We start from the raw sequence: 13,654 nt of genomic DNA, 5'->3' as shown, positions 1-13,654 counted from the left end.
AGCCAGGGGATGAGATAAGAAAAGGATAGTGCGGGAAAGAGCGCAGCGGGAAGGACGCGGGGAATAAGAAAAAACCCGCAAGCAGCAGGCCGCTTACGGGTTTCCGGGGAGACTTGATGGTGCAGCGTAAAACGTGTTCTGGTGGAGGCGGCGGGAATCGAACCCGCGTCCAGAAGCACTCTACGACCAGTTCTACATGTTTAGTTCTGTCATTTGATTTAACCGTAGCGACGCGGACGAACACGCTGCACTACGGCGATTCACTAGGTTTTCGACCCGGACGTCGTGACACCGCCAAGGCTTAACTGACGTATATGACCTCTGTCGGTATTGCTACCGGTCTTGCGACACTAGCCCGTCAGTGAACTAGGCAGAGGACGGCGGCCCTTAGGCTGCCAGTGCGAACGTATCGTCGTTTGCAGTTACGTTTTTCCCATTGATTAACGAGGTGACGGGTCCTCGACATGCCCTAGCCGCTTCGCAACCCCTGTCGAAACCAGGTCGCCCCCGCGGTTCGTTGCTCAAGTTTCTGAGCCAAGCGTTGATTTTACAATAGATTGACGGCCACGTCCTGACTGATCGGCGCTGCCGGCTTTGCTTTTGCCCGCCGCCTGCGTTTCAGCCGAGGTCGCGCAGCAGCCTGTGCAATTCAGCCGGCGATTGGACGACGTGTTGCGCGTGCCATTGGGTCGGCGGAATATCGTTGCCGCAGTAGCCGTACGCCGCCGCGACCGTCTTCATGCCGGCGGCGAAACCCGCCTGCACGTCGCGCAGATCGTCGCCAACGTAGACGATGCGCTCCGGCACCACGTCCAGCTCGCGCGCGGCGTGCAGCAACGGCGCCGGATGCGGTTTCGAATGCGGCGTCGTGTCGCCGCTCACGACACAACCGGCGCGCTCCTCGAGGCCGAGTTGCGCGACCAGCGGCTCGGTGAGCCGCGCGACCTTGTTCGTGACGATGCCCCAGCGCACGCCGCGTGCGTCGAGTTCGTCGAGTATTTCCTGAATGCCGGGAAACAGCGTGGTCTCGATGCACAGGTCCGCTTCATAGTTGGCGAGGAACTCCTCGCGCATCGACGCGAACTCGTGACTATCGGGGCCGATCCCGAACGCACCGCCGATCAGCCCGCGCGCGCCCGCGGACGCAAGCGGGCGCAGATCTTCGAGCGGCACCATCTCCAGCCCGCGATCGTGGCGCATCTTGTTGACGGCGGCCGCGAGGTCGGGCGCCGTGTCGGCTAGCGTGCCGTCGAGGTCGAACAGGACGGCTTGGCAAAGACCGAGTGCGTCTTCGTTGTCTTCGCGTTGGGGCAGGGGCGTGGGATCGCTCATTGATTCGATAGGTCCGGCAGGTCGGGGCGGATCAGACGTCGCGTCGGCAGGCGAGCATGTAGTTCACGCTCGTGTCGGCGGACAGCGTGAAATGCTTGCTGAGCGGGTTATAGACGATGCCTTTGATACCGGCCGTGCGCAATTCGGCGGCGCGCACGAAGCTCGCCAATTCCGACGGGCGAATGAAGCGCGCGTAGTCGTGCGTGCCCTTGGGCAGCATTCGCGCAATGTATTCGGCGCCGATCACGGCGAACAGGTACGACTTCACGTTGCGGTTCAGCGTGGAAAAGAACACCCAGCCGCCGGGTTTCACCAGCGTCTTGCACGCCTCGACTATGGCGGCAGGCCGCGGCACGTGCTCCAGCATTTCCATGCAGGTCACGACGTCGTACGTACCCGGTTCGCGGGCAGCGAGCGCCTCCGCGGCGATTTCTTCGTAATCGACTGTTACACCACTTTCAAGGCTGTGAAGATCGGCCACGCCCAAAGCCTGGGTCGACAAGTCAATGCCCTTCACGTGCGCACCCAGGCTAGCCATCGACTCGGACAGAATGCCGCCACCGCAGCCGATATCCAGCACGGTCTTGCCCGCGAGATGCGCGTGCGTGTCGATCCAGTTCAGGCGAATCGGATTGAGCTCGTGTAACGGCTTGAATTCGGCGTTCGGGTCCCACCAACGATGCGCAAGGTCGCTAAATTTCTGCAGTTCGTGGGGATCGGCGTTGGTCATGGCGGAAGCTGCCTCGAAGAGAGCGGTGAGCGGGCGCTCGAGGATAAACCCTGAGTATATAGGTCGAGGGACGGAGCGGCAAAATGCCCCCGCTCGAGGTCCGGCTGGTGGAGCCGCGCGGCATCGCACCGTGGTCGGACATAAAAAAAGCCCCGCCGAAGCGGGGCTTTGATACTGCGGTAATTTGTTGCTTACTGCTTCGAAGTACCGACAACTTCGACTTCCACGCGACGATCCGGTGCGAGGCAGGCGATGAGTTGCTTGTGGTTCTTCTGGTTGCAACCGGTCGTGACCGGGTTGCGCTTGCCCTTGCCTTCCGTATAGATACGGTTGGATTCGATGCCCTTGCTGACGAGGTATGCCTTCACAGCTTGAGCACGGCGCAACGACAGACGGTCGTTGTACTTGTCCGAACCGATACGGTCCGTGTAACCCGTTGCAACGACGACTTCCAGGTTCAGCGCGCCGATCTTCGATGCCAGATCGTCCAGCTTTTCCTTGCCAGCCGGCTTCAGGATTGCCTTGTCAAAGTCGAACAGTGCGTCAGCTTGATACGTAATCTTCTGGCTCGTAATAGCCGGTGCAGGTGCGACCGGAGCCGGCGGAGTCGGAGCTTGAGCAACCAGAGCGCCATCGCACTTTGCGTTGGCCGTTGCCGGCGTCCAGAATGCATCGCGCCAGCACAGCTCGTTCGTGCCGTTCATCCACACGTATTCGCCGGTACCATTCACCCAGTTGTCGTTCGTAGCTTGTCGCGACGCCGGCACCGACTGTGCCATGGCGGATGCAGCCATAACCGCGGTAGCTGCAATGAACGCGAGCTTTGAAAGTTTATTCATATTTCTCCTCTCGAAATTGAGATTACCGCAGGTTTACTGCGAGCCTGTTGACGAAGACAAGTCATACATTGCTCGAAGTATAACATCGGTGTAGAACAAAAAACGTGCTGTGTAGACTTCGAGCAGTGTCTAACTCTTTATGCGTTGGCATTTTGCCATATCGTTCCCTTCCAACGATAAAAAAATCTGCCCCCGATCGAATCGCCCTCCAATTGTGGTGCATGCGCAACAAAAGCAATTCCCTGGAGGCTCCGCCAGTCATGGCTGAGCGGCGAATTGCCCCACGCACGAATCGAGCCTGACCCGGCTCAAAAATGGGCGCCCAGGAACGCTTCGCGTGCGTTCCACTAATAGGTATACGTAGGTTCGTCGGGAGCGGATTCGCGGCATGTTAGAATCGCGTGATGCGTTGCGCCTGCAATGCTTACGCGAAGGCGCGGCGAAGTGAAGTTAAGCCGTCGTCTTGGCACGTAAAAGATACGGATAATGGATCAATTCGCCAAAGAGACTCTGCCAATCTCCCTAGAGGAGGAAATGCGCCGTTCGTATCTCGATTACGCGATGAGCGTGATCGTAGGGCGTGCGCTTCCCGATGTTCGCGATGGCCTGAAGCCGGTGCACCGGCGCGTGCTGTACGCGATGCACGAACTGAACAACGACTGGAACCGGGCGTACAAGAAGTCGGCGCGTATTGTCGGCGACGTCATCGGTAAGTACCACCCGCACGGCGACACGGCTGTTTACGACACCATCGTCCGGATGGCGCAAGACTTTTCGCTGCGCTACATGCTGGTGGACGGTCAGGGCAACTTCGGTTCGGTCGACGGCGACAATGCCGCGGCAATGCGGTACACCGAAATCCGCATGGCGAAGATCGGCCACGAACTGCTGGCCGACATCGACAAGGAAACGGTCGACTTCACGCCGAACTACGACGGCAGTGAAAACGAACCGGCCATCCTGCCGGCGCGCATTCCCAATCTGCTGATCAATGGCTCGTCCGGCATCGCGGTCGGCATGGCGACCAACATTCCGCCGCACAACCTCAACGAGGTTGTCGACGCCTGCCAGCATCTGCTCAAGAACCCGGAAGCTACGATCGACGAACTGATCGAGATCATTCCGGCGCCCGACTTCCCGACCGCCGGCATCATCTACGGCGTGGCCGGCGTGCGCGACGGCTACCGCACCGGCCGTGGCCGCGTGGTGATGCGCGCGCTCACGCACTTCGAGGAAATCGACCGCGGCCAGCGCATGGCGATCATCGTCGACGAATTGCCGTACCAGGTGAACAAGCGCTCACTTCTGGAGCGCATCGCCGAACTGGTCAACGAGAAGAAGCTCGAAGGCATTTCCGATATCCGCGATGAGTCCGACAAGAGCGGCATGCGCGTCGTGATCGAGCTCAAGCGCGGCGAAGTGCCGGAAGTCGTTCTCAACAATCTGTATAAGGCGACCCAGCTTCAGGACACCTTCGGCATGAACATGGTCGCGCTGGTCGACGGCCAGCCGAAGCTGCTGAACCTGAAAGAAATGCTGTCGTGCTTCCTGTCGCATCGCCGGGAAGTGCTGACGCGGCGCACTGTATACGAACTGCGCAAGGCGCGCGAACGCGGCCACGTGCTCGAGGGTCTGGCGGTCGCGCTCGCCAACATCGACGAGTTCATTGCGATCATCAAAGCCGCGCCGACTCCGCCGATCGCCAAGCAGGAATTGATGGCGCGTCCGTGGGATTCGTCGCTGGTGCGCGAAATGTTGTCGCGCGCCGAGACGGAAAATGCCTCGGCGGGTGGCCGCGAAGCCTACCGTCCTGACGGGCTGAATCCATCGTTCGGTATGCAGACTGACGGCCTCTACCGTCTGTCCGACACCCAGGCTCAGGAAATTCTGCAGATGCGTCTGCAGCGACTGACTGGCCTGGAGCAGGACAAGATCATCGGCGAGTACCGCGAAGTCATGGCGCAAATCGCCGACCTGCTGGACATTCTGGCTCGGCCGGAACGCATTACGGCGATCATCGTCGGCGAACTGACCTCGATCAAAGCCGAATTCGGCGACGCGCGCCGCTCGAAGATCGAGCTGAACGCCACTGAACTGAACACCGAAGATCTGATCACGCCGCAAGAGATGGTCGTGACCATGTCGCACGCCGGCTACGTGAAATCGCAGCCGCTGTCCGAATATAGTGCGCAGAAGCGGGGTGGCCGCGGCAAGCAGGCCACGGCAATGAAGGAAGACGACTGGATCGACACGCTGTTCATCGCGAACACGCACGATCACATTCTGTGCTTCTCGAATCGCGGTCGCGTCTACAGCGTGAAGGTTTACGAAGTGCCGCAAGGTTCGCGGAACTCGCGCGGCCGTCCGATCGTGAATATCTTCCCGCTTCAGGACGGCGAGAAGATTACGGTTGTCTTGCCGGTGAAGGAATTTTCGGCTGACAAATTCGTCTTTATGGGCACCGCGTTAGGAACCGTAAAAAAGACGCCGCTGGAAGCCTTTGGCCGCGTGTTGCGCAAGGGTATTATTGCGGTCGGTCTGGATGAGGGCGACTACCTGATCGGCGCCGCCATTACCGATGGCCAGCACGACGTCATGCTGTTCTCGGATTCGGGCAAGGCGGTTCGCTTCGACGAGAACGACGTGCGTCCGATGGGCCGTGAAGCGCGCGGTGTGCGCGGCATGCAGCTCGAAGACGGGCAAAACGTGATCGCGCTCCTAGTGGCCGGCGACGAGCAGGAGTCGGTGCTCACCGCAACCGAGAACGGTTTTGGCAAGCGCACGCCGATCACCGAGTACACCCGTCACGGTCGCGGTACGAAGGGCATGATCGCGATCCAGACGTCGGAACGTAACGGCAAGGTCGTCGCCGCCACGCTGGTGGATCAGGAAGCGCAGATCATGCTGATCACCAATACTGGCGTGCTGATCCGTACGCGGGTGTCGGAAATCCGTGAAATGGGACGCGCAACCCAAGGTGTTACACTCATCAGCCTTGACGAAGGGACCAAGCTTTCAGGTCTGCAACAGGTTGCTGAGGCGGAAGCAGAAGCTGATGCTGAAGGCGACGCCGAAGGTCCCGCAGAAGGTGACAACGGTGGCGAAGAGGGCGGTGCGGCCTGATTTGCGTCAGCGTCTTACAGTCTCAGTGATTAGTTGAAAGCTGCGCCGGGAATAATGGCGTGTCGGGCCGATACGTGTCCCGCGCGGCTTGCTGCTCAAGTTCATTTCTATTAGGGAGTAATGATGCAAAAACGATTCAAACAACTGATGTTGCTGGCTGCCCTCGTGCCGACCTTTGCCATGGCTCAAGCGCTTCAAAGCCAGGCTCCGGCGGCTCCGGCTGCTGCCGCGGCACCGGTTGATCCGGCCAAGCAGGCTGCAATCAAGGACCTGTTGGACGCAATCGACGCGCAGAAGCTCGTCGGCGCGATCGGCAACAGCGCCCAGATGCAAGCCAAGCAGCTGGTTCCGGCAATCCTGTCGGACGCGCTGAGCGAAAACAAGACGATGACGGACAAGCAGAAGCAGGCTTCCGTCCCGACGCTGCAAAAGAACGCAGTGCCGAAGCTGGTTGACGGCGCAGGCCAGGTGTTCGCAACGGACAGTTTCCGTCAGGACGCCATGCAAGCTCAGTACGACGCTTACGCGAAGTACTACAGCACGTCGGAAATCAAGGATCTGACGACGTTCTACAAGAGCCCGACCGGCCGCAAGTTCATCCAGGTGCAAGACCAGGTTGGCCGCGACGTCGTGAACGGCTTGATGCAAAAGTACATGCCGCAATCGATCAAGGCAACGCGTGACCAGGCTGACAAGGAAGTCGCCTCGGTCAAGCCGGCTAAGTAAAAGCCAAGGTCGACAGGCTGCGCTGACATCGCGCCAGCTGCTGCCCAGCAGGCCCGCCTCGTAGGCTGATGGCGCGCCGGGTTTGGCGGCTTGGCGGTGACAATGCGATAATGGCCGTTTGCGCACACGCGCAAACGGCCATTTTCTTTTTCGGCGCGAAATGGCCCGAAACCCGCGTCAGAACATCGCGTCGGCAAAATCGGGTTGTCAGCGTCACGGTGGTTGTTCGCCCGGCTGCCAACTTCGCCGATCTTTGCGCGATTTTCCTTTTTTGCGCCTGCTTCCAGGATCTCACGATGCGCGTCTTTAATTTCTCCGCCGGCCCCGCGGCTATGCCCGAAGAAGTGCTGCGTCAAGCCGCCGACGAAATGCTCGACTGGCAGGGCAGTGGCATGAGCGTGATGGAAATGAGCCATCGCGGGAAAGAGTTCATGTCGATCCACGAGGAAGCGCTCGTCGATCTGCGCGACTTGCTCGAGGTGCCCGCCAGCCATCGCATCCTGTTCCTGCAGGGCGGTGGCCTCGGCGAGAACGCGATCGTGCCGATGAATCTGATGGGCGCGAAGCCTCGCGCGGATTTCGTGGTGACGGGTTCCTGGTCGCAAAAGTCGTTCAAGGAAGCGCAGAAGTACGGCACCGTGCATCTGGCGGCGAGCGGCCAGACGGCCGACGGGTTCACCCGCGCGCCGGCGCGCTCCGAATGGCAACTGTCTGACGACCCGGCTTACGTGCATCTGTGCACGAACGAGACGATCCACGGCGTCGAGACGTTCGAGATTCCCGATCTCGGCGATATTCCGCTGGTGGCCGACGCCTCGTCGCACATCCTGTCGCGTCCCATGGACATCGCCAAATACGGCGTGCTGTTTGGTGGCGCGCAGAAGAATATCGGCATGGCCGGCGTGACGGTGGTGGTCGTGCGCGAAGACATGCTGGATCGCGCGCAGTCGATTTGCCCGTCGGCGTTCGAATGGAAGACCGTCGCCGAGAACAATTCGATGTACAACACGCCGCCCACTTATGCGATCTACATCGCCGGGTTGGTGTTCAAGTGGTTGAAGAAGCAGGGCGGCCTTGCCGCGATGGAAGCGCGTAATCTCGAGAAGTCGAAGTTGCTGTACGACGCGATCGACTCGAGCAGCTTCTATCTGAACAAGGTCGAACGTGGCTCGCGCTCGCGGATGAACGTACCGTTCTTCCTCGCCGACGAGTCGCGCAACGAAGATTTCCTGGCCGGCGCGAAAGCGCGGGGAATGGTGCAGCTAAAGGGCCACAAGTCCGTCGGCGGCATGCGGGCGTCGATTTATAACGCCGTCCCGCTCGAGGGCGTCAAAGCGCTTGTCGAATACATGAAGGAATTCGAACAGCGCGGTGCCTGAGCCACATTGGCTTGCGGGCGCGCGCATCCTTTCCAGCACGCATTTTTGCAGCAGCTACCGGCAGGGCCGTTTTCACGTATGGACGACGAACTCAATACCCGACTCAAACCCCTTCGCGAACGCATCGACGCACTCGACGCGCAGTTGATCGCGCTTCTCAACCAGCGCGCCGCGGTGGCGCTCGAAGTGGGCGAGGTCAAGAAGCATTTCAACGCGCCGGTGTTCCGGCCCGAGCGCGAGCAGCAGGTGATCGCGCGTCTGCAGGACATGAGCGAAGGGCCGCTCGCGAGCGAGCATATCAGCGCGATCTGGCGCGAGATCATGGCCGCGAGCCGCGCGCTCGAGAAGACCATCAAGGCCGCGTATCTCGGCCCGGTCGGCACCTACAGCGAACAGGCGATGCATGAGTACTTCGGTCAGTCGATCGAAGGCCTGCCGTGTCCGTCGATCGACGAAGTGTTCCGTTCGGTTGAGGCCGGCGCCGCCGAATTCGGCGTCGTGCCGGTCGAGAATTCGACCGAAGGCGCGGTGTCGCGCACGCTCGATCTGCTGCTGCAAACGCAACTCACGATTGGCGGGGAACTGGCTTTGCCGATCCACCACAATCTGTTGACGCTGAACGGTGGCCTCACGGGCGTGACGCGCGTGTGCGCGCACGCGCAGGCGCTCGCCCAGTGCCAGCGCTGGCTGTCGACCAACGCGCCGCATCTCGAGCGCCAGGCGGTGTCGAGCAATGCCGAAGCGGCGCGCATGGCCGCTGAAGATCCGACCGTGGCGGCGATCGCTGGCGATCGCGCGGCGACCCATTACGGCTTGCAAGTGGCGTACGCGCTGATCCAGGACGATCCGCACAACCGCACGCGCTTCGTGATGATCGGCAAGCAGCCGGCCGGCCCGAGCGGTTATGACCAGACGTCGCTGATCGTGTCGGTGGTGAACGAACCGGGCGCGATGGTCAAGCTGCTGGAGCCGCTGGCGCGGCACAGCGTGTCCATGACCCGCTTCGAATCGCGTCCGGCGCGCGTCGGCACGTGGGAGTACTACTTCTACATCGACGTCGAAGGCCATCGCGACGATCCGGCGGTCGCCGCCGCGCTCACCGAACTCGGCGAGAAGGCAGCATTTCTGAAGATTCTGGGCTCGTATCCGCGCGCCCGTTGATGACATTCAAGCGGCGACTCGCGGCATCGCGCTGCGGCCGCCGCGCATTCAATTATTAATAGTCGTTCGGAGATTCTCATGACAGCGTCTTTCGGTCCTTCCTACGTGCGCGCCATTGCGCCTTACATCGCAGGCAAACCGATTTCGGAAGTGGCCCGCGAATTCGGTCTGGACGAAGCGACCATCGTGAAACTCGCATCGAACGAGAATCCCCTCGGCATGCCGGAGTCGGCGCAGCGCGCCATGGCGCAGGCCGCGAGCGAACTGGGCCGCTACCCGGACGCGAATGCGTTCGAGTTGAAGGCGGCGCTGAGCGAGCGCTACGGCGTGCCGGCCGACTGGGTCACGCTCGGCAACGGCAGCAACGACATCCTCGAAATCGCCGCGCATGCGTTTGTGGAAAAGGGCCAGTCGATCGTCTATGCACAGTACTCGTTCGCGGTTTACGCGTTGGCCACGCAGGGCCTAGGCGCGCGCGCGATCGTCGTGCCGGCTGTCAAATACGGTCACGACCTCGACGCGATGCTCGCGGCCATCACCGACGATACGCGCCTGATTTTCGTCGCCAATCCGAATAACCCGACCGGCACGTTCATCGAAGGCCCGAAGCTCGAGGCGTTTCTCGACAAGGTGCCGCGCAACGTGGCCGTCGTGCTCGACGAGGCGTATACGGAATATCTGCCGGAAGAGAAGCGCTACGACTCGATCGCGTGGGTGCGCCGCTACCCGAACCTGCTGGTGTCGCGCACGTTCTCGAAGGCCTTCGGCCTCGCCGGATTGCGCGTGGGTTTCGCGATCGCGCAACCTGAGCTGACCGATTTGCTGAATCGCTTGCGTCAGCCGTTCAATGTGAACACGCTCGCGCAAGCCGCGGCGATCGCTGCGCTGAACGACAAGGCGTTTCTGGAAAAGAGCGCGGCGTTGAACGCGCAAGGCTATCGCCGTTTGACTGAAGCGTTCGACAAGCTCGGTCTGGAGTATGTGCCGTCGGATGGCAATTTCGTGCTGGTGCGTGTCGGCAACGACGACGCGGCCGGCAACCGCGTCAACCTCGAATTGCTGAAGCAGGGCGTGATCGTGCGTCCCGTCGGCAACTACGGTTTGCCGCAGTGGCTGCGCATCACGATCGGCCTGCCCGAAGAAAACGAAGCATTCATCGCGGCGCTCGAAAAGACGCTCGCCACCGCGTAAGCGGTAATCCTTGACCCGCGCGCCTCGTCGGCATGAAAGGCGCGCTTTTTCTGTGACCGACGTGGCCGCGTTTTCATTTAACAAGCTGGTAATTTTCGGTGTCGGCCTGATCGGCGGATCGCTCGCGCGCGCGTTGCGCGAGCGGGGCGAGACCGAGGGCGCGCGCAAACTGATCGGTGTGGGGCGTTCGTCCGCGTCGACTGAACGCGCTCTGGAACTGGGTGTGATCGACGGCTCGGCGGCGCTGAACGACGACGCCTCGCTACGTGAAGCGCTATCCGGCGCCGACTTCGTGCTGCTGGCCGCGCCCGTCGCGCAGACGCAGCCGCTGCTCGAGCGCATCGCGCCGTTTCTCGAAGACGCCACGATCGTCACCGACGCCGGCAGCACCAAGTCAGACGTGGTCGCCGCCGCCCGCGCGGCGCTTGGCGCGCGCATCGGCCAGTTCGTGCCTGGCCATCCGATTGCCGGTCGCGAGGCGAGCGGCGTGGAAGCAGCCTTGCCCGACCTGTATGTCGGCCGCAATGTCGTGCTGTGTCCGCTGCCTGAAAATGCGCCGGCTAATGTGGAGCGTGTCGCGGCGATGTGGCGCGCCACCGGCGCGCTCGTGCGCAACATGGCGCCCGAGCAGCACGACCGCGTGTTCGCCTCGGTCAGCCATTTGCCGCACGTGCTCTCGTTCGCGCTGGTCGAGCAGATTCTCAATTCGCCCGACGCCGCGCTGAAATTCTCCTTCGCGGCGGGCGGTTTCCGCGACTTCACGCGGATCGCCGCGTCGAGCCCGGAAATGTGGCGCGACGTGTGCGTCGCCAATCGCGTCGCGCTGCTCGACGAACTCGACGCCTACACGGCAGTGCTCGCGCGCTTGCGCGCGGCCATCGAAGCCGCTGACGGCGCCGCCCTCGAAGCCGTATTCGCGCGCTCGCGCGTGGCGCGCACGGAATGGCAGGAACAGCGCGCGGCCGGCGTCGCCAATAGTGACGCGTCGAAATAACCGGAAACTGGACTCAATCATGGAATTCCTCGATCTCGGACCGTTTTCCCGCGCGTCCGGCACGGTTCGTCTGCCTGGCTCGAAGAGCATTTCGAACCGGGTGTTGCTGCTCGCGGCGCTCGCCGAAGGCGAAACGACGATCACGAACCTGCTCGACTCCGACGACACCCGCGTGATGCTCGACGCGCTCGAAAAGCTCGGTGTGCGTCTGAAGCGCGACGGCGACACCTGCGTCGTGACCGGCACGCGCGGCGCGTTCACGGCGCGCACGGCCGATCTGTTTCTCGGCAACGCCGGCACGGCGGTGCGTCCGCTGACGGCGGCGCTGGCGGTCAATGGCGGCGACTACCGCATTCACGGCGTGCCGCGCATGCACGAGCGGCCGATCGGCGACCTGGTCGACGGGCTGCGCCAGCTCGGCGCCAAGGTCGACTATGAAGAGAACGAAGGCTATCCGCCGCTGCGGATTCGTCCGGGGCAGATCAACGCCGACGCGCCGATTACCGTGCGCGGCGATGTGTCGAGCCAGTTCCTCACGTCGCTGCTCATGACGCTGCCACTGTTGCGCACCGAGAGCGGTGTGAGCACCGTGCAGGTGGACGGCGAATTGATCTCGAAGCCGTACATCGAGATCACCATCAAGTTGATGGAGCGTTTCGGCATCAAGGTTGAACGCAACGGCTGGCATCAGTTCGTCGTGCCGGCTGGGCAGCGCTATCAGTCGCCGGGCGCGATCATGGTGGAGGGCGACGCGTCGTCCGCTTCGTATTTCCTCGCGGCCGGCGCGCTCGGCGGCGGGCCGCTGAAGGTGGAGGGTGTCGGCCGGGCCAGCATCCAGGGCGACGTCGGCTTTGCCGATGCGCTCATCAAGATGGGCGCGAACCTGCAGATGGGCGACGACTGGATCGAAGTGCGCGGCGTCGGCCACGACAGCGGCAAGCTCGAGCCGATCGACATGGACTGCAACCTGATTCCCGATGCCGCGATGACGATCGCCGTCGCGGCGTTGTTCGCGGACGGCGCGACCACGCTGCGCAATATCGCCAGCTGGCGCGTGAAGGAAACCGACCGGCTCGCCGCGATGGCGACGGAGCTGCGCAAGGTCGGCGCCAAGGTGCAGGAAGGCGAGGATTTCCTCGTCATCGAACCGCCTGAAAAGTTGATTCCGAACGCCGCCATCGACACCTACGACGATCACCGCATGGCCATGTGCTTTTCGTTGGTGAGTCTCGGCGGCGTGCCGGTGCGCATCAACGACCCGAAGTGCGTCGGCAAGACGTTTCCCGATTATTTCGAGCGTTTCACCGCGCTCGCCCAACCCTGATTCGACCCCGAATCGACTGACGTGCGACTTTTTCGATGAAACCGACCCGTCCCTTTCACCAGACGCCCGTCATTACGATCGACGGCCCGAGTGCCTCCGGCAAAGGCACCGTGGCCGCGCTGGTTGCCGCGAGCCTCGGCTTCCACTTGCTGGATAGCGGCGCGCTGTACCGTCTCGCCGCGCTTGCCAGCCTGCGCTACAACATCGAGGCGGCCGACGCCGACGCCCTTGCAAAACTGATCGACGATCTGCACATCACGTTTCGCGAGGGGCTGGCGCAGCTCGACGGCGTCGACGTCTCGGCCGAGATCCGCGCGGAGGAAGTCGGCGGCCGTGCCTCGGCGATCGCCGTGCATGCGCCGGTGCGCACCGCGCTGGTGGCGCGTCAGCGGGCTTTTCGTAAGGAACCGGGACTGGTTGCGGACGGCCGCGATATGGGCACCGTAATCTTCCAGGACGCCGTGCTGAAGGTGTTCATGACCGCCAGCGTCGAGGCCCGCGCGGCGCGCCGGCATAAGCAATTGATCCAAAAAGGATTTTCTGCTAATATAGATGACTTGCTCCGGGATTTGCGTGAGCGCGATGAGCGTGACAGTCAGCGCGCAGCCGCGCCACTCAAGCCCGCAGCGGATGCAAAGCTGCTTGATACCTCCGCCTTGTCGGTCGACCAGGCGGTCGCGCAAGTGGTGCAGTGGTATGAAGCTTTAGTCCCGCATGCCTGATGAAAGTACGAGTTGTGCTTCAGGTGTGGGCGCAGTAGAAGTCCGTTGTCAGTAGGTGCTTCGCGATTGTCGCGCAGCGTTGTGTTAACCCTTTAACCCCGTGTGGCATTCGCATTCTTGGCCGTTGTTGCTG

General features: G+C 62.0%; 11 protein-coding genes and 1 other RNA gene. 8 read left to right on the top strand and 4 right to left on the bottom strand.

Going from position 1 to position 13,654, the window contains the following annotated elements; translation table 11 throughout:
• Positions 1-139 precede the first annotated feature (139 nt).
• The 4 genes from ssrA to ompA all read right to left on the bottom strand — a co-directional run bounded on the left by ssrA (position 140) and on the right by ompA (position 2,901).
• Positions 140-509, bottom strand: a transfer-messenger RNA (tmRNA) gene (gene ssrA, locus P0D80_RS33020).
• Between the two features lie 109 nt (positions 510-618).
• Positions 619-1,332 carry a phosphoglycolate phosphatase gene (gene gph / locus P0D80_RS33015; RefSeq protein WP_132373501.1) on the bottom strand — a complete coding sequence of 238 codons (714 nt, stop codon included), beginning with the start codon at positions 1,330-1,332 and terminating at the stop codon, positions 619-621.
• A gap of 31 nt (positions 1,333-1,363) precedes the next feature.
• Positions 1,364-2,062 carry a bifunctional 2-polyprenyl-6-hydroxyphenol methylase/3-demethylubiquinol 3-O-methyltransferase UbiG gene (ubiG, locus tag P0D80_RS33010; protein ID WP_408290179.1) on the bottom strand — a complete coding sequence of 233 codons (699 nt, stop codon included), beginning with the start codon at positions 2,060-2,062 and terminating at the stop codon, positions 1,364-1,366.
• Between the two features lie 191 nt (positions 2,063-2,253).
• Positions 2,254-2,901 carry an outer membrane protein OmpA gene (gene ompA / locus P0D80_RS33005; protein WP_028200089.1) on the bottom strand — a complete coding sequence of 216 codons (648 nt, stop codon included), beginning with the start codon at positions 2,899-2,901 and terminating at the stop codon, positions 2,254-2,256.
• Between the two features lie 486 nt (positions 2,902-3,387).
• Between ompA and gyrA the strand changes: the two genes are divergently transcribed.
• From gyrA to cmk, 8 genes are all read left to right on the top strand, one after another.
• Positions 3,388-6,024, top strand: a complete 2,637-nt coding sequence (gene gyrA, locus P0D80_RS33000; RefSeq protein WP_408180594.1) for a DNA gyrase subunit A — start codon at positions 3,388-3,390, stop codon at positions 6,022-6,024.
• Between the two features lie 123 nt (positions 6,025-6,147).
• Positions 6,148-6,750: a DUF2059 domain-containing protein gene (locus P0D80_RS32995; protein ID WP_011489486.1), complete on the top strand. Its 603-nt coding sequence runs from the start codon at positions 6,148-6,150 to the stop codon at positions 6,748-6,750.
• A 296-nt stretch (positions 6,751-7,046) separates the two neighbouring features.
• Complete coding sequence (gene serC, locus P0D80_RS32990) at positions 7,047-8,129, top strand: 3-phosphoserine/phosphohydroxythreonine transaminase (protein ID WP_132373504.1); 1,083 nt, start codon at positions 7,047-7,049, stop codon at positions 8,127-8,129.
• A 78-nt stretch (positions 8,130-8,207) separates the two neighbouring features.
• Entirely contained in the window at positions 8,208-9,290 is a 1,083-nt protein-coding gene (pheA, locus tag P0D80_RS32985; RefSeq protein WP_012433979.1) for a prephenate dehydratase, read from the top strand.
• A 78-nt stretch (positions 9,291-9,368) separates the two neighbouring features.
• Entirely contained in the window at positions 9,369-10,481 is a 1,113-nt protein-coding gene (gene hisC, locus P0D80_RS32980; protein WP_408180595.1) for a histidinol-phosphate transaminase, read from the top strand.
• Positions 10,482-10,533: 52 nt separating this feature from the next.
• Positions 10,534-11,475, top strand: coding sequence for a prephenate dehydrogenase (locus P0D80_RS32975; protein ID WP_408290175.1), 942 nt, complete (start codon positions 10,534-10,536; stop codon positions 11,473-11,475).
• A 19-nt stretch (positions 11,476-11,494) separates the two neighbouring features.
• Positions 11,495-12,799, top strand: a complete 1,305-nt coding sequence (gene aroA / locus P0D80_RS32970; RefSeq protein WP_408180597.1) for a 3-phosphoshikimate 1-carboxyvinyltransferase — start codon at positions 11,495-11,497, stop codon at positions 12,797-12,799.
• A 35-nt stretch (positions 12,800-12,834) separates the two neighbouring features.
• A complete protein-coding gene (gene cmk / locus P0D80_RS32965; protein ID WP_408290173.1) occupies positions 12,835-13,521 on the top strand; it encodes a (d)CMP kinase in 687 nt (228 codons plus the stop codon).
• Positions 13,522-13,654 lie beyond the last annotated feature (133 nt).

The organism is Paraburkholderia sp. RL17-373-BIF-A, from assembly GCF_046030175.1.
GTDB lineage: Bacteria > Pseudomonadota > Gammaproteobacteria > Burkholderiales > Burkholderiaceae > Paraburkholderia.
Note: the sequence above shows the minus strand (reverse complement) of the source record. Positions and strands in the feature narration are given on the sequence as shown.

Bases quoted from the DNA above. Each gene is read 5' to 3' on its own strand.
- gph (WP_132373501.1), bottom strand. From the start codon at position 1,332: ATGAGCGATCCCACGCCCCTGCCCCAACGCGAAGACAACGAAGACGCA.
- hisC (WP_408180595.1), top strand. From the start codon at position 9,369: ATGACAGCGTCTTTCGGTCCTTCCTACGTGCGCGCCATTGCGCCTTAC.
- P0D80_RS32995 (WP_011489486.1), top strand. From the start codon at position 6,148: ATGCAAAAACGATTCAAACAACTGATGTTGCTGGCTGCCCTCGTGCCG.
- cmk (WP_408290173.1), top strand. From the start codon at position 12,835: ATGAAACCGACCCGTCCCTTTCACCAGACGCCCGTCATTACGATCGAC.
- gyrA (WP_408180594.1), top strand. From the start codon at position 3,388: ATGGATCAATTCGCCAAAGAGACTCTGCCAATCTCCCTAGAGGAGGAA.
- ompA (WP_028200089.1), bottom strand. From the start codon at position 2,901: ATGAATAAACTTTCAAAGCTCGCGTTCATTGCAGCTACCGCGGTTATG.
- aroA (WP_408180597.1), top strand. From the start codon at position 11,495: ATGGAATTCCTCGATCTCGGACCGTTTTCCCGCGCGTCCGGCACGGTT.
- ubiG (WP_408290179.1), bottom strand. From the start codon at position 2,062: ATGACCAACGCCGATCCCCACGAACTGCAGAAATTTAGCGACCTTGCG.
- pheA (WP_012433979.1), top strand. From the start codon at position 8,208: ATGGACGACGAACTCAATACCCGACTCAAACCCCTTCGCGAACGCATC.
- serC (WP_132373504.1), top strand. From the start codon at position 7,047: ATGCGCGTCTTTAATTTCTCCGCCGGCCCCGCGGCTATGCCCGAAGAA.